This is a genomic window from Nocardia lasii (genome assembly GCF_042658545.1).
In the GTDB taxonomy this organism is placed as follows: domain Bacteria; phylum Actinomycetota; class Actinomycetes; order Mycobacteriales; family Mycobacteriaceae; genus Nocardia; species Nocardia lasii.
The window spans coordinates 690,622-710,436 of the sequence record NZ_JBHSQN010000002.1; the positions used below are offsets into that span (position 1 = coordinate 690,622).

The window sequence follows — 19,815 nt, forward strand, 5'->3', positions numbered from 1 at the left end:
CGCGAGGTCCCGCCAGGCGGGGCGTGGCCGGTCCGCCAGGCAGTCGGCCAACGCGGCCGAGTCGGCTCCCCAATCACCGCGTGCACACTCGCCACAAACTACGTACGCTGTACGAGATAACCGGATGGCCCGGTGCGAAAGGTAGGTTCTGGTGCGGATCTCGGCGAGCACGGTGTCGCTGACGGTGGCGGACGTGACGGTCACCGAGCGGTTTCTGGTCGACCACTTCGGTTACACGCAGGCGTTCGCGGCGGAGGGTTTCGCGGCGGTGACCCACCCGGACGGCGCGATGGGTGTGGCGATCCATCGCCGGGGCCTCGAGGTGCTGCCCGAGGATCAGCGCGACGTGCTCGCGCGCGGGGTCACCCTGGTCTTCACCGTCGACGACGCCGCACGGGAGGAACAGCGACTGCGCGCCGAGGGCGTCGCGATCACCCTGCCGCTGCTCGAGCAGCCGTGGGGTGAGCGGTTGTTCCAGGTGACCGACGACAACGGCATCGTCGTCCAGGTGCTCGAGTGGGTGAGTTGACCGGCGAGCACTAGGCCACGGCGGCGCGGGCGCGATAGCCGAGGTTGGTGAGCACTTCGCTGGTCGCCTTGGCGAAGTTGAGGGTGATGAAGTGCAGGCACGGCGCCCCCTCGTCGATGAGCCGCTGGGCGATCTCGGTGGCGATCTCGATCCCGGCGGCGCGCACGGCCGCGCGGTCCTCCTCGGGACCGGTGCCCGCCGCCCTGGTCAGCCGTTCCAGCACCGACGCGGGCAGCGCTCGCCCGCACAGTTCCTCGGCCCGGCGGACCGTGCGCAGCGAGGTGATGGGCATGAGCTCGGGGATGATCGGCTTGGCGCCCTCGACGGGGTCCATGGCGATCACGCGGTCGCGCAGACGCAGGTAGTGCTCGACGTCGAAGAACATCTGGGTGATCGAATACTCCGCGCCCGCACGCAGTTTCGCGGCCAGGTGGCGGGTGTCGTGGTCGAGGTCGGGGGAACGGTGGTGTCCCTGCGGGAACGAGGCCACCCCGACGTGGAAGTCGCCGAGGTCGCGCACGATACGAACCAGTTCCTCGGCGTACTCCACCCCGTCGGGGTGACGGTGCCATTCGCCGAGCGGGTCACCGGGCGGATCACCGCGCAGGATGAGCACATTGCGAATCCCCGAATCGGCGTAAGAGCCGATGAGCGAACGCAATTCGGCCACACTGTGGCCCACTGCGGTGAGGTGCGCGACCGGCAGCAGCGTCGTCTCCTGTGCCAACGCGCCGGTGATGCGCACGGTGCGGTCCTTGGTCGAACCGCCCGCCCCGTAGGTCATCGACACGAAAGCCGGGTGCATGCGCTCGAATTCGCGCACCGTGCGCCACAGCCGCGCCTCCCCCGCGACATCACGCGGCGGATTGAACTCGACCGAGAACGGCACCCCCGCCCCCGCGTGTTCGTTCAGACTCCGCACGACACTGCTCATCGGCCCTCCCCCGTTCCACGAGGCCACTGCCCTCGACCTCCTCGGCGATGCGCTCCACGATACCGCCCCGTGCTGCCATCCCATCCGTGTTCCAACTTCCCTGTGCGACAAGCAGAGTCGACACCCGACCGCGTGCTGCGGACCACCGCCCGGCTAGGCGACGACCGCGCGCTGCGCCACCCCGACGTACTCGCTCAGCGGCCGGATCAGCGCGTTCGACTCACCCTGTTCGATGATGTGCGCGGTCCACCCGGTGATCCGGCTCATCACGAAGATCGGCGTGAACACCTCGATCTCGAAACCGAGCAGGTAGTAGGCGGGCCCGGTCGGGAAGTCGAGGTTCGGTTCGATCCCGGTGACCTCGCCCATGGTGCGTTCGAGCGTTTCGTACATGCGCACCCACTTCTCGCCGTCGGTGGCGGCGGCGATGTCGAGGAACGCCTTCTTCATCGTGGGCACCCGCGAGTCACCGTTCTTGTAGACCCGGTGCCCGAACCCCATCACCTTCTCCTTGCGAGAAAGCCTGGCGCGCAACCATTCCTCGGCCAGCGCCGGATCGCCGATGGCGAGCATGTCGTGCATGACGGCCTCGTTGGCCCCGCCGTGCAGCGGCCCCTTCAGCGCCCCGATGGCGGCGGTGACCGCACTGTAGATATCGGAGAGCGTGGAGGTGACCACCCGCGCGGCGAAGGTGGAGGCGTTGAAACTGTGCTCGGCGTAGAGGATCAGCGACACCTCGAACGCCATGACCAGTTCCCGGGACGGCACGGCCCCGAAGCACATGTTGAGGAAGTTCTCCGCGTACCCCAGTTGCGAGTGCGGCGCGATGGGGTCCAGACCGCGGCGGCGCCGGTGATCGGCGGCCACGATCGTGGGTAGCACGGCCAGCATGCGAAGAGCTTTGTCGCGGTTGGCCTTCGGCGAGTTGTCGTCCTCGGCCGGATCCTCGGCGCCGAGGTAGCTGATCGCCGTGCGCACCACATCCATCGGATGACAGGTGTCGGGCATCTTCGCCACCAGCGACAGCAGCGACCGGTCTGCCCGTCGCGAGGCCCGCTCCTGCTGGCAGAACCGTTCCAGCTCACGGTGATCGGGCAGTTCACCGCGCCAGAGCAGATAGGCCACCTCCTCGAAGGTGCAGTTCGCCGCCAGGTCCTGCACGGCGTAGCCGCGGTAGGTGAGCGAGTTCGTCTCGGGTACCACTTTCGAGATCGCGGTGGTGTCGACGACGACCCCGGCGAGCCCCTTGTAGATGGTCGGAACGGCCATCACTGGTCCTTTCGCAGGGCGAAATCGAAGATCGCGGAATCGAATTCGTTGTAGCTCTCGTAGCGCAGCAGCTCGTAGAGCCTGCTGCGCGGCTGCATCCGGTCGAGCAGCCCGGCCTGGGTGCCCTGGTCGTAGATCTCGCGCAACCCGGTCTCGGCGGCGAACATCGCCAGGCGCAGCGTGGAGACCGGGTAGATCACCGCGTTGTAGCCGATGGATTCCAGTGTCCGCGCCGAGATCAGCTCGGACTTGCCGAACTCGGTCATGTTGGCCAGCAACGGAATCGACACGGCCGCACGGAATTTCTCGAACTGCGCGGCTTCAGAAAGCGCCTCGGTGAAGATCAGATCCGCGCCGGCGTCGGCATAGGCTTTCGCCCGCTCGATCGCCGCGTCGAGCCCTTCGATCCCGGCGGCGTCGGTGCGCGCGCAGATCACGAAGTTCTCGTCGCGCCGCGCCGAGACCGCCGCCCGCACCCTGCGCACCATCTCCGCGACCGGCACCACGGCCTTGCCGTCGAGGTGACCGCACCGCTTCGGGTTGACCTGGTCCTCGAAGTGGGCCCCGGCGATCCCGGCGTCCTCGAGCACGGTGACCGTGCGCGCCGCGTTCATCGGCTCCCCGAACCCGGTGTCGGCGTCGATGAGCACCGGCAGCTCGGTCACCCGCGCGATCTGCTGACCGCGCCCGGCCACCTCGGTCAGGGTGGTCAACCCGATATCGGGCAGCGCGAGATCGGCCGAGATCACCGCACCCGACACATACACGCCCTCGAACCCGATTTCCTGAATCAGCTTGGCCACCAACGGATTGAACGCGCCGGGAAACCGTTGGATGCGCCCGGAAGTCAGCCCCGCCCGAAAGGCGACACGCTTGTCAGCGGCCGTGGTGGTCGACGCCAGCAGGCCCGACATCAGAACAGCCCTCCGCGCAGCTTCGGCGTGCGCGCCAGCACCTCGTCGGACACCGTGAAACTGAGCTGCCCCAGTTCCTCGGCACTCAACTCGGGCGTGCGCTGCGCGACCTCGAGGAACCGATCCTGCTCGGCCGGGTCGATCACGCCCTCGGCCAGCGTGCGGAACTTCTCGATGTACTGCGCCCGCGCGAACGGCCGCGCGCCCAGCGGATGCGCGTCGGCGACCGCCAATTCGTCCACGATCACCTCACCGCTCTTCAAGGTGATCTCGGCGCGGGCCCCAAACGCCTTCTCGTTCGGATCGGTGGAGTGGTAGCGCCGCGTCCACTCCGGATCCTCGGCGGTGGCGATCTTGCGCCACAGCTCCACGGTGTCGGGCCGTTGTGCCCGTTCGGGCGCGTAGGAGCGCTCGTGGTGCCAGGTGCCGTCCTGTAGCGCGACGGCGAAGATGTACATCACCGAGTGGTCGAGGGTTTCGCGCGAGGCGGTGGGGTCGAACTTCTGCGGGTCGCCCGAGCCGGTGCCGATCACGTAGTGGGTGTGGTGGCTGGTGTGCAGGGTGATCGTGGCGATCTGATCGAGATCGCCGACCCGCTCCCGCATCCGACGGGCCAGGTCGATCGGGGCCTGGCTCTGGTACTCGGCCGAATGCTCCTTCGTATAGGTGTCGAGGATGCCGCGCTTGACCTCGCCGGGTCCGGGCAGCGGCACCGTGTACTCCGCCTTCGGACCGCCGAGCAGCCAGGCGATCACCCCGTCCTCACCCTCCCAGATCGGCGCGGGCGCACCCTCGCCGCGCAGCGCGCGATCGACCGCTTCGACCGCCATCTTCCCGGCGAAGGCCGGCGCGTAGGCCTTCCAGCTCGAGATCTCGCCCTTGCGGGACTGGCGGGTGGCGGTGGTGGTGTGCAGGGCCTGACCGATCGCCTGGTAGATGGTCTCGGTGTCGAGGCCGAGCAGGGTGCCGATGCCCGCGGCCGCCGAGGGGCCGAGGTGGGCGACGTGGTCGATCTTGTGTTCGTGCAGGCAGATCGCGCGGACCAGGTCGACCTGGATCTCGTAGCCGGTGGCCAGCCCGCGGACGAGCTCGGCACCGCTGCGACCGGCGTGCTGGGCGACCGCGAGGATCGAGGGGATGTTGTCGCCGGGATGGGAGTACTCCGCGGCCAGGAACGTGTCGTGGAAATCGAGCTCGCGCACCGCGACCCCGTTGGCCCACGCCGCCCACTCCGGCGAGAACCGACCGGGCACGCCGAACACGGCCGCGCCGGGACCGTACGGATGGGCCAGCGCCTGCGCTCGCGCGTTGGCGACCGGGCGGCGGGTGATCGAGGCCGCCGCGACCGAGGCGTTGTCGATGATCCGGTTGACGATCATCTCCTCGGTGTCGGCGGGCACGGCCACGGGATCGGTGGCAACCTCGGCGATCCGCCAGGCGAGATGCTCGTGCCGGGGGAAGTCCTCGGCGGAGCGGTGCGTACGGACCAGATGATTCTTCACGGTCGATGCCTCCCGAAAGCGGTGAATTCCTGCTGCTATTTCGCACGTTACACACACCCGTTTCCCCACGAAATACCCTGCACATGCCAAATATTGCGGATGACATCCTGCAAAGTTGCGGAAGTTGTGAAAGTCGCGGCTGCTACATTGGCGGCATGCAGAAGATGTACGCGGGCGCGCGGCTGCGGACACTGCGCGAACAACGCGGACTGTCCCAAACGGGCATGGCGAAAGCGCTCGGGCTATCGGTGAGTTACGTCAACCAGCTCGAGAACGATCAGCGCCCGCTCACCGTGCCGGTGCTGCTTCGCCTCAACACCACCTTCGACCTGGACATGGGTTTCTTCGCCGCAGACACCGACGCGCGACTACTGGCCGACCTCCAGGACGTGTTCGCCGACGACCCCGACGCCACCTCGGCCACCAACGCCGAACTCGACGACCTGATGACGCGAGTACCCGGCGCCGCACGCCTGCTGGTGAGTCTGCATCGCCGACTGCGCGGCGCCACCCAGCAGGTGGAACAGTTCGCCGCCGAAATCGAGGGCGCCACAGTCGAACCCGGCACCGCCATGCCCTACGAGGACGTGCGCGACTTCTTCTACGACCGCCGCAATCACATTCCCGAACTCGACCACGCCGCCGAAACCCTGTTCACCGACAACCACCTGAGCATCGGCGGCCTCGACCTGCAACTGACCCGGCTACTGCACGAGCGCCACGACATCACCGTGACCATCCGCTCCGACGACCCCACCCATCCCGGCCCCAAACGCGTCTACGACCCGGCCGCCCGCCAGATCATCCTGGCCCGCCGACTCTCCCCCGGTCAGCGCGCTTTCCAGCTCGCAACCCAGCTGGCCTTCCTCACCCACGCCGCCACCATCGACGCGTTGACGGCCTCGGTGGAGGCCATGCCGGCGGGCTCGCGCGACCTGCTGCGGGTGGGCCTGGCGAACTACTTCGCGGGCGCGCTGATCCTGCCGTACACGCTGTTCCGGGACGCGGCCGAGGAATTGCACTACGACATCGACCTGCTGTCGTCGATGTTCGAGGTCGGTTTCGAGACCGTCTGCCATCGTCTCTCGACCCTGCAACGCCCGACCCAGCGCGGCGTCCCGTTCTTCTTCGTGCGCACCGACCGCGCCGGTAACATCTCGAAACGCCAGTCCGCCACCGCTTTTCACTTCTCCCGGGTGGGCGGCAGCTGCCCGCTGTGGGTGGTGCACGAGGCGTTCACCACCCCCGGCCGCATCCGCACCCAGATCGCCGAGATGCCCGACGGCCGCAAATACCTGTGGCTGGCCCGCACCACCGATGAGAGCACGCCCGGATTTCTCTCTCCCAAAAGGGATTTCGCGATCGGACTCGGCTGCGATCTCGCCTATGCCGAGAAACTCGTCTATTCGCACGGGCTGCCGATCCACGACGACAACACCGCGGTCCCGATCGGCGCCGGCTGCAAAATCTGCGAACGCCCCGACTGCGCCCAGCGCGCTTTCCCGCAACTGGGCCGCGCGATCCGGGTCGACCAGAATCGCGCGGCCAATATCCCCTACACCCCGGCCGACCGCCGATGAACCCGGTGGCATCTCGTGCGGCCGGGTCCAGGGCGGGTCGGCGTCAGGCGTTCGCCTCGAAATCGTTGAGCAGCAGGGCGATCTCGAAGCCACGGCGTTGCAGCCAGTGCGCCACGACCGAGGCGCGCGCGGCGGTGAGATCGTCGATCAGGACCACGCGGGCACCGCGCACGGCGATGGTCCGGTACGAGACTCCGAGCAGCTGCCCGCCCTCGGCGTTGATCGATTCGGGCAGGCGGGACAGCGCGTATTCCTCGGGCGTCCGCACGTCGAGCAGGTAGGTGGTGCGGGTGGGGTCGGCCGCCCAGGTGAGGGCGGTCGCGAGGTCGACGCGGGGGAATTCGTCGTCGGCGGAGATCGCGCGGACACGTTCGGCGGCGGCCGCGCGGGCGGCGTCGTCGACCGGGCCGTAGAGGGCGGTCGCCCCCGTTTCGAGTTCGAGATTCTCCTGCTTCCATGCCTTGGTGCCGTCGTGCAGGTAGGAGACCCGGTTGGGCACGCCCGCGTCGATCAGGGTCTGCGCGCCGATGATCGCGCGCGGCAGCCCCGCGCAGGAGACGACGACATGGGTGTCCGCCGAGGGCACCACGTCGTCGAAGCGCAGCAGCAGCTCCGCGCCGGGCACGCCCACGGCGCCGGGAACGTGCCCGGCGGTGAACTCCGCGACGGTGCGGGTGTCGATCACGATCACGTCCGCGCCCGCCTGCCGCAGCGTCTCGAGTTCGGCCGCGGTGACCGACGGTGTCGCGCGTTCGTCGCGGATGCCGAGGGAGAAGTCCTGGCCGGGGATGTCGAAGGTCGGCAGGTCGGCGGTGCCCTCGCTCGTCCACGCCGGGATGCCACCGGCCAGGACGTAGACCTCGGTGCGCCCGGTGGCGGCCAGCGCGGCGGCGATCGGTTCGGCCACGCCGTCGCCGGCGTCGACCAGCACGGTGCGCACCAGCTCGCGCGGCACGAACCGGTCGATCTCGGCTTCGACCCGATCGGCGGGCAGATTGGTGGCGAACAGCGGCGAGGCGTAGCCGACGACCTCGCTGGGTCGGATGTCGAGGACGGCGAGCTCGTCGGTGTCGGCGAGCCAGCGGCGCAAGGTATCGGAATCGATGGTGCGCGAGGCAGTTCGGTGGTCGATCGAGGAGGTGCTCACGGGGTCCCCTTCGGGTGGCGGGAGTCGGCGGCCCGGACGCGACCGTCGCGGGATCCCACAGTAAGTCCGGATTCGGAGCACTCGGCCGCCGCGCGAACCACCCCCCGACAGCCCCGGCGGCGCTGAGCTGCGCGGACCGCGCGCGAGATGCGTTCAGATCACGCTGGTTCGAGTGTGCGTGCCCATTCAGGGGTTCGACCACGGCAGATCGTATTCATTGACGCTCCTCGGAGGCGGTCCGTAGGAGTGGCCGACCCATGAGCACTGCCCCCTCGCCCCGCCGACGGTTGACCCTGGCCGCGTCCATCGTCGGTTCCGGCGCCTCGGCGAAATCCTGGAACTGGCCCGGCACCCGGTGGAATCGATTCGCCGACTTCGAGCACTACAGGCGCAGCGCCGAGATCGCGCGGCGGGGGATCCTCGACGCGGTGTTCGTCTCCGATCATCCGGCGCTGCAACGCGACGCCGACCGCGCTCAGCAGTTCGAGGCGTCGTCGACGGTGTCGAGGAAATCGTCGAGATCGTCGGCGTCGGGTCCGAGCAACCACAGTTCCGGACCGCCCTGCAGGGAGTCCAGTTCGGCATGGAGGGTGTGGTTTTCGATCCAGAGCCGCACAGCGACACCATTGTGAAAGGCGAGTTCGCCTGCGGCACTGTCACTGTGTGCCACCCGGTCGGCGAACTGACTCCGCAGCCGACCGTGCAGCGTCTCGATGGTGGGCACTGGCGACTCCTCGATTCTCCCAACGGTCAGCGCATCGTAGGCGACCGCACACCCCGAAAACCGCCGATAGCGGCCGATGTCGACTGTTCGACCTACAGACCTACCGGGGACGCCGCAATAGCGTCGGTATGAGGTCGCGGTGGGTGTCGTCGCGATCGATCCGCACCCGCTCGTTCATCACAAGAGGAAACATGCGCGCATTGATTGTGGGATCGGTGGCGATGGCCGCGGCGATCTGTTCGACCTCGTGCGGCCCGACGCCGACCACCCCACCGGCAGCGATCCAGAGCACATCGACCGAAGCCGGAAGTTCCCCCACCACAACCACTTCGGCAACGACGACCGCGGTGGACGCGGCCGCCACCGGACCACGGCGGATCACCTACACATCGTTGACCGAATCCAGCGGCGCGCTGCTCACCACCGAGAACAACAAGCCGCTCTACCTGCCCGTCGACACCCTTGTCGCCGCGCCGGTCCCCCCGGTGAAAGTACCCAGCGGACAAGAACTTCGACGTAATTGGTGGACGACGACCGGAACCGGGTCGTCGGATCTGCGCATCGTCCAGGTGGCCGTCCTGCGGACGCCCTCCCAGGGCTTGGAACTCGAGGTCCTGCGAACCGTGGTGCAGACCTTCCGACCCGGATCGACCACCCCCGACACCGATCACACCATCCCGGGCTTCGAGGTGCACGAGCACGAACTCGAGAGCATCGCCGGCAACGCCGCGGGCAAGATCGCGGTGAGCTGGAACGTCGGCGACAAGGGCGACGGATGCCAGCGAACCTGTGTGACAACGGTTCTCGATCCGACATCGACTCGCGCCATCACCCCACCTGTTCAGGGCGAGCAGCTCGCGTTCGACACCGATCGGCTCGTGATCAAACACCAGGAACAACTCGGCCGATACTGCGTGAATGTCACGGCCCGTGCGGTGGACACCCTCGCCGAACAATGGCGCTACGACCCGCGCACCGAACTCGACACCGACAACTGCTCGGCGCGCGCGCTGAACCAGGCACGGGACAACCGCACCACCTGGCCGTTCGTCGTGATCGAAACCAGAACGGGCTGGCATCCCCTCTCTGTGGTCACCGGGCGCCCCACCCGACCCGCCTTCACCGGCGCGCACCGTGTCGCCCTCGATCCCATGGCCGATCTCCTGCTCGTCCACTCCGGCATCTCGAACGACTCCCCCGCCCTGGAAGTCTTCGACACCACCACCTGGACCTCGGTCTTCACCCTCAGCACCGCCGATGCCGGCGCCCTCGGCGCGGAAACCAACCCGGCAACGCTGATCGGCGGGCACCTCTACGTCATCACGAAGGACGGCCGAACCGTCACCGATGTGCGCGCCCGGAAAACGCTGTCCCAGGACTACCGGAACAAACCGACCGAAGCCCTGAACGGCCGGTGGGTTCTCGTCGAAGCAGGCGGCTACAAGGACCTCTACCCGCTCGTGAACGGCCGCTACGAGGGACCCTGGTTCTGAGAGCAGCGACTGTCAGTCGGGGAACTGACAGTCGCTCGGCCTATTTCGTTCTGTGCCGCTCGGTGAAAGAATCAGATTTCGTCGAGTTGTAAATGCCCGTCCTGGAGGGCTCGGGCCAGCAGGGCGGCTTTGGTGGGGGCGGGGCGGCCTACTCGGCAGTATTTTTGGCGAATTCGGGTGAGGTGGGTGTTCACCGTGCCCGGGGCCAGGTAGAGGGCCTGGCATACCTCGTGTTTGGAATCGCTCAGGATCCACGCCAGCATCACTTCCAATTCTCGCGGGCTCAGCCCCGGCACCTCCCACCGCCGCCGCGCTGACCGCTCGAACTCGCCCGATACCGCGACTGTCCCACCGGAAACCGACATCATCAGAACCTCCCGTCCGCAAATCACCACTCTGCGAACGCTAATCGCTCACAATCACCGCTGGAAAGACTCTACTTGCAGGCCCCGAAAAGTAGTGTCTCTGTTCGTTTCACACAGAAAATAGCAACCGAGCAGTTTGCTGAATGGGGAATGTCGGTCGGATGGCCGATACCGAAATCCGGTGCGCGGGCGCATTCTGCGCAGATGGCATTCAGCGCAACGCCCCATGGCCCCGGCCGGCCGAACCGGGCACGCGGGATCGCGCGGCAGTTGCTCGATCCGGCCGTGCCCGTCATCCCGATCCGGCCACTGACCCTGCTCGACATCGTCGTCGGTTCGGCGCGCGCGGTGGTGCGGCACTGGAAAGTCTCGGTCGGATTCACCCTCGCCGCGCTGGTCGCGGGGGTCGCGGCGATCATGTTCGTGACGTATGTGCTTGTCGCACTCGCGATGTCGGCCATGGGCAGCTCCGACGATTCGCTCACGGCGTTGATGGTGGGGTTCGGCGGCACGGTCCTGGTCGTCATCGGGGCGATCGTCGCGATCGGCATCCCCTGCGACGCCGCGATCAACGGGGTGGTGACCATCGCGGCCGACCGGGCCATCCGCGGGGCGCCGGTGGTGTTCGCCGAGGTGTTCGCGCGGATGCGGGAGCGGTTCTGGCCGCTGTGCCGGCTGATGTGCGCGTTCTCTCTACTCCTGGTCGTTCCCGGGTGGGTGATTCCGGTGCTGGCACTGTTCGCGGGCGGATTGCCCGCGATGCTGGTGTCGATGCCGGTGGTCTTGGCGGGCGAATTCGCCTTCGGCATCCTGTTCAGTCTGGCGCCGATCGTGCTGATGCTGGAGGACAAAGGTGTCGCCGCGTCGCTGAAACGCTCCGCCGCGCTGGCGAAACCGTCATTCTGGCGACTACTCGGCCTGCATTCGGCGTGGCTGGTCATGGTGCTGGTCGTGCTGCTGCTGACCTACTGCCCACTGGGACTGGTCCTTTCGGTGATCGGCCAGGCCACCTTCGCCATGCCGCTGTACATGCTCGCGTATTTCGCGGTGGCGATGCCGCTGTTCCGCACGGCGCAAACACTGATCTACACCGACCTGCTGATCCGCGAAGGTTCCTACGGACACGACCTGATCCGCGAGCTCACCGCGAATGCCGGTGCGCCCCCATCGAACACCCGGGTCGACAACAGCGAGCCGATTTTCGTCCTCGAGCCTTTCCATGTGGCACGAGTGGCCGGTGTGATCGCGGTGGTGCTGGCGATCGTGGATCTGCCCGATATCGCGTGGTTCATCATCGCGGCGGGGTGCGCGTTCGGAGAATGGCACACGCGCACCAAATCGATACCGTGGCCACCGCAGATCCGCGAATTCCTGGTGTCGATGCGGTTGGCTGAACCGATATCGGCATCGGCGCCTGAGCGGGGAACGGATCCTTTTGGAGCCCCATCGGTTTCGACCGTTTCTCTCAAGAAATCACCACAGCCTCGCCGAGTTCCTGAGCAATCCACACCACCTTCACGCCCGACGCCGGCACCTGCCACGACAGCCGCCAACCCCGAGCCACAGCCGATAACCATCAGCCTCGTCAAGCAGCAGGCCCGGCAGACAGCCACCGTCCGCATCGCCGAAATCAGCACGCCCCCAACACCTACCGCCGGCCCCGCCAAGCAACAGCCGACGGTCACCCTCGTCAAAACTCCGCCCCGCATCACCAACCCACCACACACCCCCAACTACCTCGTCCCCCCGAGCCCCACCCCCAACCGCCGGAATACCGTGGCCCTGTTCACCCTCGGCATCGTCGCCCTCCTCGTCATCGCAGGCACCACAACCTGGTGGTTCACCCACCGCCCACCGCCCAGCCCCGAGACCACCCAGCTCCGATCCGACGCCCAACTCCGCTACACCTACCCCGAAAAGCCCACCGCCACCTGGACTCTCGACCCCTCCCGCGTCTTCAAACGAGCCCAGTTCGCCGCCCCGCTCCCCGCCCCGACCGGCATCCCCCGCGCCGGCCTGCTCGACCTCGGCGACACCCTCATCACCACCGCCTACCTCCCGAATTCCGATCGCCAACCCGAACTCGTCGCCATCGATCCCGCTTCCGGTGAGATCCGCTGGACCGCGCAGGTCGGTTTCGACGCGGCGTGCGCGTCACGAACCATCGGCGATCTGCTGCCGTGCTTCGGCAAACTGGGCATGGGCGAGAACCGCGCCGTGGGTGTGTCGTTCTTCCGTATGTCGGACGGCTCGGTCGATCATCACCTCCCGGCCACCGGCATCTCCCGGGTCGAGGTGGTCGGCACCGATATCGTCACCGCGGGCTACGACCGCCTCGCGCGCGGCACCGTCGACGATCTGACCGCGTCCTGGAGTGTGCCGTGGAAGTCCACCGACGCCTGCCCCGGCTCCGGCGACGAGTATTCCTTCGGCGCCACCGACGAATTCGTCTACTTCGGCCGCGACGCGGGCGCCATGGTGCTGCGGGCGAGCGACGGCACGCAGGTGATTCCCACCGACGCCACCTCGGTCGCGATCTACCCCGGACACGGCCTGGTGGCCGTCACCTGCCCCGGCGGTTCACGCACCACGCGCAGCACCGTCGTCCTCGACAGCACCGGCGAGCACCTGCGCACCCACACCGGCCGAGGCGGTTTCGCCGCGCCCCTAGCAGTCGCGGACACCCCCGGCAGCTACCTCCACGACGGCGCCGCCTACGACTTCGCCACCGGTGCGCGCCAGTGGCAACTCGGGGCGGGCGTCGCCGACATCGTCGACGACACGGTCGTGCTCCTGGGCGAGGACACCATCTCGGGCATCGACTTCCACACCGGCGCGACCCGCTGGACCCACCCCTTCGACGTGGTCGACTACTACACCGTGCCCTTCGGCTGGCTCACCGACCGACGCCACCTCCTGTTCACCAAAGACGATGTGCTGCAAGCGATCGACCTGCGCACCGGGGTCACGGTGTGGGGCCTGCGCGGCATCGAGGACAACCCGCAACGCGCCGGAAACGGCTTCGCGACCACCGACCGCGACCTGATCACCTACTACGCACCGACCGGCGAATCCGCCACGGGCGCAACAACTCCCACCGGCGAAGCCGAAAGTGGACTGGTCACCCGCTGCGGCAAGGCCCCGGAACTGACGCCGGTCCGATACCGCACGGGCACAGAGGGTTTGATCGTCCGGATGGAACTACGCGCGGCCTGCCCCGGCGGCGACATCATCTCCACCGACGCCCTCCGCGTCTCCATCACGCAATCCGACCAGATGGTCGCGACCGGCATCTTCGACTTCTCCACCGCGCCGCTCGCCCTCCCCGAACCGGGCGACACCGCGGTGCGCCACGACTTCACCTTCCCGTTCGGCGCCTTCTGGCGACTGCCCAACTCCCTCGGATCGGGCACCGACCCCGGCGCACAGCAGATCGACAGCGTGCACGATCAGGTCGTCGCGTGCGTGGACATCGGCACCAGCCGGGGCCTGAGCGAGGGCCGGACGAACACCGGCACCATCGCCGCCTCCGTGGCAACGGGGACGGTGGCACCCGTCGACCAGGAACGCTTCGCGTTCGACGCCCTGCGCGCCCAGGCCGACGCCGACCGCCCCTGGATCCACCGCACTCTGGCCGAGCGCTGGCTGCCGCAACTGTCCTCGAAACAGGTCGGTCTCGTCGCCCCCGACACCGACGGCCGCGTGCTGACCTGGTCGGCGACCACGATCCTCGAACAGCACCTGCGCCTGCGGGTCCAGTACCCGGAAGTCCGGCTCCTCCGGAGCGACGAGTGGCGCACCTTCGATCTGCGCGGCTGGTGGGTCAGCGTCGCCGGCGCCACCTTCGCCGATCCCGAACCGGCCAATCAGTGGTGCGACGCACGCGGTATCGCGATCGAGGAGTGCTTCGCGAAACTGGTCAGCGACACTCGCGATTCGACCGGGACCACCCGGTATCGGCGCCGCTGACCCGCACGCGCGCACCGGCCGACGGCATTTCCCCGCATGATGGTGGGATGGCCGAGAAGGTGGACACATGCGCGCACTGCTGATCCTGCTGGTGATATCGGTGATCGCGCTGGTCGCCGGTGACCGGGTGGCGGTGACGGTGGCGCAGGACGAGATCGCGCGCAAGATCGCCGCCGAGTACCAGCTGCCGCACGAACCCGACGTCGACATCCGCGGTTTCCCGTTCCTCACCCAGGCCGTCGACGGTCGCTACCGCGAGATCGATATCGGCATCGGCGACTGGACCGATGACGACATCTCCGTCCACGATCTCGACATCACGCTGGCGAACGTCTCGGCACCGCTGAGCGACCTGATCGCCCGCCGCACCGCCGACCTCGTCGCCGCGACCGCCACCGCGACCGCCGTGGTCCCCTACGACGTCGTGCGGCGCTACGCGCCCTCCGGAGTGGAATCGATCTCGAACACCCCCGACGGGCTGCGCGCCACCGGCACATTCTCGATCGTGGGTCTGTCGGTGCCCGCGACCGTGTTCGTCACCGTGGCCCCGACCGCCGAGGGCATCGAGGTCACCCCGGTCTCGGTCCAGCCCGGCACCGGCGGCCCGACCGTGCCGCTGACGATGCTGCGCCAAGCATTGACCTTCGTCGTGCCGCTGCACGAGCTACCGCTCGGCGCCCGCCTGACCGCGATCCGACCGGGCAACGACGGCCTGCACGTGACCGCGGTGGCCGACGATGTCCGCTTCGACAGCCTCACCCGCTAGGGCTGGTCGTCACGGGGCCCACTCGCCGCCGGGTACCGTTGGGCGGTGAACCCAGCTGATGCGCGCTCCCTCCACGACGGCGATCTCGAGACCCGCGAGGAGAACCTGCGGCTGCTGCTCGCCCGAGCCGGTGAGGGTGACGCGTCCGCCGCCGAGGCACTGCGCGCGCTGGTGCGCGACTACCCCGACTACCACCGCTCGCTCTACAGCCGGGCGCTGAACCGGGCCTCGGTCTTCGGCGACGACAGCCTGCGCGAACCCCTGCTCGCCGCCCTCGCCGACACCCGCTACAACTGTCAGGCGTGGGCCGCGATGGGCTGCGCGGCGATCGGTGCGCGCGAGGCGGTGCCCGGCCTGATCGCGATGCTGGACCACCCGCAGGACATGGCCCGCGAACAGGCGGTGATCGCCCTGGGCGTGCTCGGCGACGCCTCGACCGTGCCCGCCCTCGTTCCCGTGCTGCACGACGTCAGCGCGGGCATGCGCGATCGAGCGGCCGAGGCCCTCGGCACGATCGGCGGCGACGACGCGCTCGCCGCCCTCTGGGACGAGTTCGAGAACCGCCGCTACTACCGCATCGGTCATATCGCGAGCGCGCTGGCGACATTCACCCCGGACATCATCCCGCGCCTGTGCGCGGCGGCCGAGAGCAAGGACGCGGACCAGCGCTATTGGGCGGCGGTCGCGCTCGGTTCGACCGGCGACGATCGCGCGGTGCCGACGCTGGAACGGCTGATGGCCCACGATCGTGGCTCCACCGTTTTCGACGGCATGGTCAGCGTCGCCGCGAAGAAGGGCCTGCGCACCCTGCGCCGGATCCAGGCCGCGATCGCCGCCCGCGAATCCTGACAGGGTTCGACCGCGGCGGCGATGGGTAAAGACATTTCGACAGTCTTGCCCGCCGCACAGGAGAACACGTTGCTGAAACTGATCGAACTCGTCCGCGGATCGAAACAGCCACAGAGACCGACCGAGCCCCCGACCTCGGCGGGAGCACTGCGGGCCGGGGACATCGTGCTCACCGCCAAGCGCAGCTACCGCGTGGTCAGCACCAGCGTCGTCGACGACGCGCGGCGCGCGGGCCGGGTGGTCGCCGACACGGTCGACCTGGTGACCGGGCGCCTGCGCGTGCTCGATTTCCCCAGCGCCGACACCGCGGTCAGGGTCGAATCCGCCTAAGCCGAGTGCGGCCGAGCGTCCGCGGGCGGCGACACCACCTTCTTCGGGTGATCGGTGTCGGTGTGGTCGGTGGCGACGACCTTCTTCTCCTCGGCCACCGGTGTGTGATCGGCGGTCCACACCCGTTCGGCGAAGGCGATGTCGCGCGTGCTGCGCACCGACAGCCGACCCAGTGAACTCGCGGCGAAGAACAGGATCAGCGCGCCGAGACCGTAGAAGTACGTCAGCTCGATCAGCGCGCGGCGCAGGTCGGTGCTCGCGACCGGTTCGCCGATGTCACCGAGGCGCAGCAACGCGGCCAGGAACGGCCCGACCACGAACCACGCGCCCGCCGCCACCGACAACCACCCACCGAAGCTGGCGATCAGCCGATTGCGGCTCATCAGCATGAACAGCCCGCCGACCATCGCGACCGCACCCGGCAGCACTTCGAGCCAGCCGCGCGCCGCCGACCACGCCCACGCCCGGTCGGGGGTGTACGCGAAGTCGAAATACGGGCCGATGAACGGTATGAGCGCACCCCAGATCCCGAGCAGCAGGACCGCGAGCCCACCCAGGGCACCGCGACTACGCGGAATCCGCAACCGCCCACCGTGCCCGGTCGCTGCTTTCTTGTCGACATCCACCATGACGCGCTCCCATCATCGGCAACCCCGTAGGGAGCGCATACCCCGTGTCGCCGCCGCTACGCACGGTCGCGTGACTACGGCGCGGGCCAGCCCTCGGTGTCGGACTCACCGGGCGTCTTCTTCTCGACGGGGGTGACCCGACGCGGCATCATTCGCGGCCGCACGCCCCGCGACCCGTCGGCGCCGCGATTGCGCCGGGAGGCGACCAGGTCGATCACATTGTTCTCGGACGCGCCGGAATCACCCAGCGCCGCCGCGGCCCGCTCGGCCGCATCGGCCGACCACGAGGCCGTCTCGGCCTGCAATTCGGCGCGTGTCACCGGGCGGGTGGGCGCCGGGTCGTACACGGGATCAGGTTCCCACGGTCGCCGCGCCCCGCCGACATCGTCACGACTGTGCCGCGGCCGTTTGGGCAGCCGAACAACGTTCGACGCTCCTTCTTCGGCCGCACCCGAACTACCCTCGGTGCCTTTCATATCTTCTCACTCCCGACACAGCCGCTGCACCGCATCGCATCAACCGCGGCCCGGCGCCGCGACCCCGAACTCCGCCACAGGCCTCTCGTTCACCTCCACATTCTGCCTCGAGGCAGGTTGTCCCGTCGTCGACCGGTCCCGATGTGTGTTCCGCACAGGATGAGATCGCCGCCCGCGCCGAGAACGCAACCCCCGCGACGCCGTCCTGGGCGCGGCATTGCAGGCTCGGCAGGTGTTGGCAGCGGTGCGCGCGGATCGACGCGGTTGAATCGGACCGTGAGCCCTACCCTGCCGCCCGCCTGTGATGTGGTCCTCGCCGCGCTGCGACGCTACGAAGACCACATCACACGCGGATCGCTGTCCGACGCCTGGAACATCCACTGGAACCCGCTGGAAACCCGGGCCGCCATCGAGGCGACCGAAACTCGCCTCGGCGTCGCGATTCCCCCCGAACTCACCGACATCTGGACGCGCATCGGCACGTTCGACCTCCCCCACCGTGCCGACTGGAACTCCCTGAGCCTGTTCCACAGCGCGAACGCGACACGCCCGCTGGCCCTCGGCCTGCTGGACGCGATCGTGTGGGTGTGGGGTGATCGCCCCGAACTCGAAGAGAACCTGTCCGACATGGACTTCCACCGCATCAACACCACCGTCTTCTGCTTCGCCATCTACACCCACGACGACAACCACCACAGCTACCTGTGCTTCGACCAGCACGGAACCGCCGCCATCCACCACTTCGACCAGGACGATTGGGACGTCTTCGCCGAGAGCCTGGCGCAGGCTCCCACCACGAAACGAGCACCCGAGGTGATCGCCGACAGCATCACCACCCTGCTCACCGCCACCGCCGATGAACTCCCCGACCCCGACCCCACACCCTTGCGCCTACACCCGCCCCACACCGCCCCGTGGCCCACCATCGAGGCCCGCCCTCACGCCAAGACCGACCCAGCCCTCCCCCGAGCCCTGCCACCCCTACTCGAATCCTCCGACGCCACAGCGGTTTTCACCCTCTTACGCGACTGGCCGACCAAGGACGAGACCTGGCTCGGCTTCGCCCGAAGCCGCATCACAGCACCGTCGTGCACCGACGACCAACGCACAACCCTGCGACAGCTGATCGCGGAGAACTCATGACCCGAGAGTCTCGGCGATGTGCTCGACGACGCTCGGGTGCTTCCAGTAGCGGGTGTGGGTCCACAGACCGGTGGAGGCGAGGTGCGGGACTTTGATGTCCTTCGGTTTCGAGCCGTCGTGGAGACGGAAGACGTGCGCGGCGACGAAGGCGACAGGGTCGAGTGGTTCCCACAGGTTCGACCAGGCCCGGATGGTCGGGGGCAGTTCGACAGGGCGCTCTCCAGCGTACGGCACGATGGCGCCGCCGCGCGGATCGCAGACATGGAAGAACGGTGACTGGGAGCCGAAGGTGATCAGACGCCGAATCCACAGTGGCTCATCGGAAGTCGCCAGGTCGACCATGATCACGCCGCCGAGGCTGTGCGCCACGATGTCGACCGGGTGCTCGGCGCTGCGCCCGAGCCGCGGGTCGACCTTCGCGATGACATCGCGGACATGCTGGGCGATCTCGTCGCGGTGCCGCTGGTAGACGAGGATATCGCCGACACCTTTGGTGATCTCGGGCAGAAACGACTGTCGCAGACTGCGATTGAGTCGCCCGGCCGCCCCGCCCACGACAGCGCCGACGACCCTGTCCACATCACGAAACCGGTTTCGGAGAAACCCGACCAGATCGAACCCGAGGATCTCGACCTCGCCGGCGGCCCCGCCCATCCCCGGCAGGATCGATCCCGCCACCGCCTCCCCGGCCGTGCGGAGCACCTGCTCGTCATCGGTCATCTTCAACCAGGTGGTGTCCGGCCACGCCTCGGCCAGCGCGGCGCGCAGCGCGACGATATCCACGGCCGCGCCGCGAACCTCCTCGCTGCCCCACTCCCGAGCCAATGCTTCCTCGACCGCGTCGAGGAACACCTCGGGCACCTGGTCCCACTGCGTCCGGATGAGGTCGACGTCCGCGTCGGACAGGAGGAACTCGGGCTGGATTCCATCCTCGGCGGCCGAGGCGTCGAGGACCGCGACCTGCGCGCCGGGGACCGTGTGTTCGACCCACTCGTACCGGGCGCCGAGGTCACCCCAGTACACCGGCCGCGGATTCGCCACGCCGGTCGCGCGCCCCAGCGTCTCGACACTGGTGGCGAAACCCGGCTCGTCCCTGTTGCCGATGCCGTGAATGACGAAAACCGGTGTAGCCATCGCGGTTGCCTCCTGCGGTGTGGCGATCGACACGACCATCGAAGGCCACCTTAGCGCCGCGA

The 19,815-nt window shown here is 68.2% G+C and carries 19 protein-coding genes; 8 read left to right on the forward strand and 11 right to left on the reverse strand.

Annotated features, from left to right (window positions below; all coding sequences use genetic code 11):
• The first annotated feature begins 151 nt into the window (after nt 1-151).
• A complete protein-coding gene (locus ACFP3H_RS06910) occupies nt 152-529 on the forward strand; it encodes a VOC family protein (RefSeq protein WP_378601161.1) in 378 nt (125 codons plus the stop codon).
• A 10-nt stretch (nt 530-539) separates the two neighbouring features.
• On the opposite strand, the gene ACFP3H_RS06915 is transcribed toward ACFP3H_RS06910, so the two are convergent.
• From ACFP3H_RS06915 to prpD, 4 genes are all read right to left on the reverse strand, one after another.
• Nucleotides 540-1,463: a methylenetetrahydrofolate reductase gene (locus ACFP3H_RS06915; RefSeq protein WP_378601164.1), complete on the reverse strand. Its 924-nt coding sequence runs from the start codon at nt 1,461-1,463 to the stop codon at nt 540-542.
• Between the two features lie 153 nt (nt 1,464-1,616).
• Nucleotides 1,617-2,732 carry a bifunctional 2-methylcitrate synthase/citrate synthase gene (locus ACFP3H_RS06920; protein WP_378601167.1) on the reverse strand — a complete coding sequence of 372 codons (1,116 nt, stop codon included), beginning with the start codon at nt 2,730-2,732 and terminating at the stop codon, nt 1,617-1,619.
• Nucleotides 2,732-3,646: a methylisocitrate lyase gene (gene prpB / locus ACFP3H_RS06925; protein ID WP_378601170.1), complete on the reverse strand. Its 915-nt coding sequence runs from the start codon at nt 3,644-3,646 to the stop codon at nt 2,732-2,734. The genes ACFP3H_RS06920 and prpB overlap by 1 nt, the downstream gene beginning before the upstream one ends.
• Nucleotides 3,646-5,148 (reverse strand): 2-methylcitrate dehydratase PrpD, encoded by a 1,503-nt coding sequence (prpD, locus tag ACFP3H_RS06930; protein WP_378601173.1) that lies wholly within the window; start codon nt 5,146-5,148, stop codon nt 3,646-3,648. The genes prpB and prpD overlap by 1 nt, the downstream gene beginning before the upstream one ends.
• Nucleotides 5,149-5,303: 155 nt before the next feature.
• Between prpD and ACFP3H_RS06935 the strand changes: the two genes are divergently transcribed.
• Nucleotides 5,304-6,728 carry a short-chain fatty acyl-CoA regulator family protein gene (locus ACFP3H_RS06935; RefSeq protein ID WP_378601176.1) on the forward strand — a complete coding sequence of 475 codons (1,425 nt, stop codon included), beginning with the start codon at nt 5,304-5,306 and terminating at the stop codon, nt 6,726-6,728.
• A 43-nt stretch (nt 6,729-6,771) separates the two neighbouring features.
• On the opposite strand, the gene ACFP3H_RS06940 is transcribed toward ACFP3H_RS06935, so the two are convergent.
• The 3 genes from ACFP3H_RS06940 to ACFP3H_RS06950 form a co-directional block, all read right to left on the reverse strand.
• Entirely contained in the window at nt 6,772-7,875 is a 1,104-nt protein-coding gene (locus tag ACFP3H_RS06940; protein ID WP_378601179.1) for a rhodanese-like domain-containing protein, read from the reverse strand.
• Nucleotides 7,876-8,350: 475 nt separating this feature from the next.
• Nucleotides 8,351-8,599: a hypothetical protein gene (locus ACFP3H_RS06945; RefSeq protein ID WP_378601181.1), complete on the reverse strand. Its 249-nt coding sequence runs from the start codon at nt 8,597-8,599 to the stop codon at nt 8,351-8,353.
• 100 nt (nt 8,600-8,699) lie between these two features.
• Nucleotides 8,700-8,981, reverse strand: a complete 282-nt coding sequence (locus ACFP3H_RS06950) for a hypothetical protein (RefSeq protein ID WP_378601184.1) — start codon at nt 8,979-8,981, stop codon at nt 8,700-8,702.
• A gap of 10 nt (nt 8,982-8,991) precedes the next feature.
• Between ACFP3H_RS06950 and ACFP3H_RS06955 the strand changes: the two genes are divergently transcribed.
• A complete protein-coding gene (locus tag ACFP3H_RS06955; protein ID WP_378601187.1) occupies nt 8,992-10,092 on the forward strand; it encodes a hypothetical protein in 1,101 nt (366 codons plus the stop codon).
• 71 nt (nt 10,093-10,163) lie between these two features.
• Here ACFP3H_RS06955 and ACFP3H_RS06960 read toward each other — a convergent pair whose 3' ends face one another.
• Nucleotides 10,164-10,388, reverse strand: a complete 225-nt coding sequence (locus ACFP3H_RS06960) for a LuxR C-terminal-related transcriptional regulator (RefSeq protein WP_378601625.1) — start codon at nt 10,386-10,388, stop codon at nt 10,164-10,166.
• Between the two features lie 273 nt (nt 10,389-10,661).
• On the opposite strand from ACFP3H_RS06960, the gene ACFP3H_RS06965 reads away from it, so the two are divergent.
• From ACFP3H_RS06965 to ACFP3H_RS06980, 4 genes are all read left to right on the forward strand, one after another.
• The gene (locus ACFP3H_RS06965) at nt 10,662-14,426 is read left to right on the forward strand and encodes an outer membrane protein assembly factor BamB family protein (RefSeq protein WP_378601190.1); all 3,765 of its coding nucleotides are present in this window, start codon (nt 10,662-10,664) and stop codon (nt 14,424-14,426) included.
• Nucleotides 14,427-14,493: 67 nt separating this feature from the next.
• On the forward strand, nt 14,494-15,192 hold the full coding sequence (locus ACFP3H_RS06970; protein ID WP_378601193.1) for an LmeA family phospholipid-binding protein: 699 nt from the start codon (nt 14,494-14,496) through the stop codon (nt 15,190-15,192).
• Nucleotides 15,193-15,237: 45 nt separating this feature from the next.
• A complete protein-coding gene (locus tag ACFP3H_RS06975) occupies nt 15,238-16,041 on the forward strand; it encodes a HEAT repeat domain-containing protein (protein ID WP_378601196.1) in 804 nt (267 codons plus the stop codon).
• Between the two features lie 69 nt (nt 16,042-16,110).
• Nucleotides 16,111-16,371, forward strand: coding sequence for a hypothetical protein (locus ACFP3H_RS06980; protein WP_378601198.1), 261 nt, complete (start codon nt 16,111-16,113; stop codon nt 16,369-16,371).
• On the opposite strand, the gene ACFP3H_RS06985 is transcribed toward ACFP3H_RS06980, so the two are convergent.
• Nucleotides 16,368-17,000: a hypothetical protein gene (locus ACFP3H_RS06985; protein WP_378601200.1), complete on the reverse strand. Its 633-nt coding sequence runs from the start codon at nt 16,998-17,000 to the stop codon at nt 16,368-16,370. The genes ACFP3H_RS06980 and ACFP3H_RS06985 overlap by 4 nt on opposite strands.
• A gap of 74 nt (nt 17,001-17,074) precedes the next feature.
• Complete coding sequence (locus ACFP3H_RS06990) at nt 17,075-17,347, reverse strand: hypothetical protein (RefSeq protein WP_378601202.1); 273 nt, start codon at nt 17,345-17,347, stop codon at nt 17,075-17,077.
• A gap of 405 nt (nt 17,348-17,752) precedes the next feature.
• Here ACFP3H_RS06990 and ACFP3H_RS06995 point away from each other — a divergent pair, with 405 nt between their 5' ends.
• On the forward strand, nt 17,753-18,619 hold the full coding sequence (locus ACFP3H_RS06995) for a hypothetical protein (RefSeq protein ID WP_378601204.1): 867 nt from the start codon (nt 17,753-17,755) through the stop codon (nt 18,617-18,619).
• On the opposite strand, the gene ACFP3H_RS07000 is transcribed toward ACFP3H_RS06995, so the two are convergent.
• Nucleotides 18,614-19,753, reverse strand: a complete 1,140-nt coding sequence (locus ACFP3H_RS07000; RefSeq protein ID WP_378601206.1) for a lipase family protein — start codon at nt 19,751-19,753, stop codon at nt 18,614-18,616. The genes ACFP3H_RS06995 and ACFP3H_RS07000 overlap by 6 nt on opposite strands.
• Nucleotides 19,754-19,815 lie beyond the last annotated feature (62 nt).

What these genes read in the sequence shown, in the direction of transcription:
- ACFP3H_RS06920 (WP_378601167.1), bottom strand. Translation starts at nt 2,732, where the DNA reads ATGGCCGTTCCGACCATCTACAAGGGGCTCGCCGGGGTCGTCGTCGAC.
- ACFP3H_RS06985 (WP_378601200.1), bottom strand. Translation starts at nt 17,000, where the DNA reads ATGGTGGATGTCGACAAGAAAGCAGCGACCGGGCACGGTGGGCGGTTG.
- prpB (WP_378601170.1), bottom strand. Translation starts at nt 3,646, where the DNA reads ATGTCGGGCCTGCTGGCGTCGACCACCACGGCCGCTGACAAGCGTGTC.
- ACFP3H_RS06970 (WP_378601193.1), top strand. Translation starts at nt 14,494, where the DNA reads ATGCGCGCACTGCTGATCCTGCTGGTGATATCGGTGATCGCGCTGGTC.
- ACFP3H_RS06965 (WP_378601190.1), top strand. Translation starts at nt 10,662, where the DNA reads ATGGCATTCAGCGCAACGCCCCATGGCCCCGGCCGGCCGAACCGGGCA.
- ACFP3H_RS06915 (WP_378601164.1), bottom strand. Translation starts at nt 1,463, where the DNA reads ATGAGCAGTGTCGTGCGGAGTCTGAACGAACACGCGGGGGCGGGGGTG.
- ACFP3H_RS06935 (WP_378601176.1), top strand. Translation starts at nt 5,304, where the DNA reads ATGCAGAAGATGTACGCGGGCGCGCGGCTGCGGACACTGCGCGAACAA.
- ACFP3H_RS07000 (WP_378601206.1), bottom strand. Translation starts at nt 19,753, where the DNA reads ATGGCTACACCGGTTTTCGTCATTCACGGCATCGGCAACAGGGACGAG.